Origin of the sequence: Mycobacterium simiae (genome assembly GCF_008370645.1) — a bacterium.
GTDB lineage: Bacteria > Actinomycetota > Actinomycetes > Mycobacteriales > Mycobacteriaceae > Mycobacterium > Mycobacterium simiae_A.
The window spans coordinates 1-277 of the sequence record NZ_VTZN01000635.1 but is presented as its reverse complement, the minus strand read 5'-3'; the positions used below and the strand labels follow the sequence as shown (position 1 = coordinate 277).

The following is a 277-nucleotide window of genomic DNA, read 5'->3' as shown; positions in this document are numbered from 1 at the left end:
TGAGCTCGGCGGTGATCCGCGGCGCCCCGTAGGTGTTGTCCTCGGTGTGCACCGCGCGGATCCGCTCGGCCAACGCCTGGTCAGCGGCCTCACGCGCCGCGCGGCCCTCAGCACCGGCCAACCACGCGTAGAACGATGAACGTGCGACCTCCACGACCGCACACAGCCACTTCACCTCGAAGGCGTGCAGGTGGTCGGCGACGAACTGCAAGCGGCTCACCAGTTCGTCTCCCCGGCGAAATATTTTGCCGCCGACCGCAAAATGTCCCGCTCGGTG

At 67.5% G+C, this 277-nt stretch carries 1 pseudogene; it reads right to left on the bottom strand.

Features of this window, described 5'->3' with window-relative positions:
• Positions 1 to 277 (bottom strand): annotated as a pseudogene (locus tag F0Q45_RS27200) (IS3-like element ISTesp3 family transposase); the annotation flags it as partial.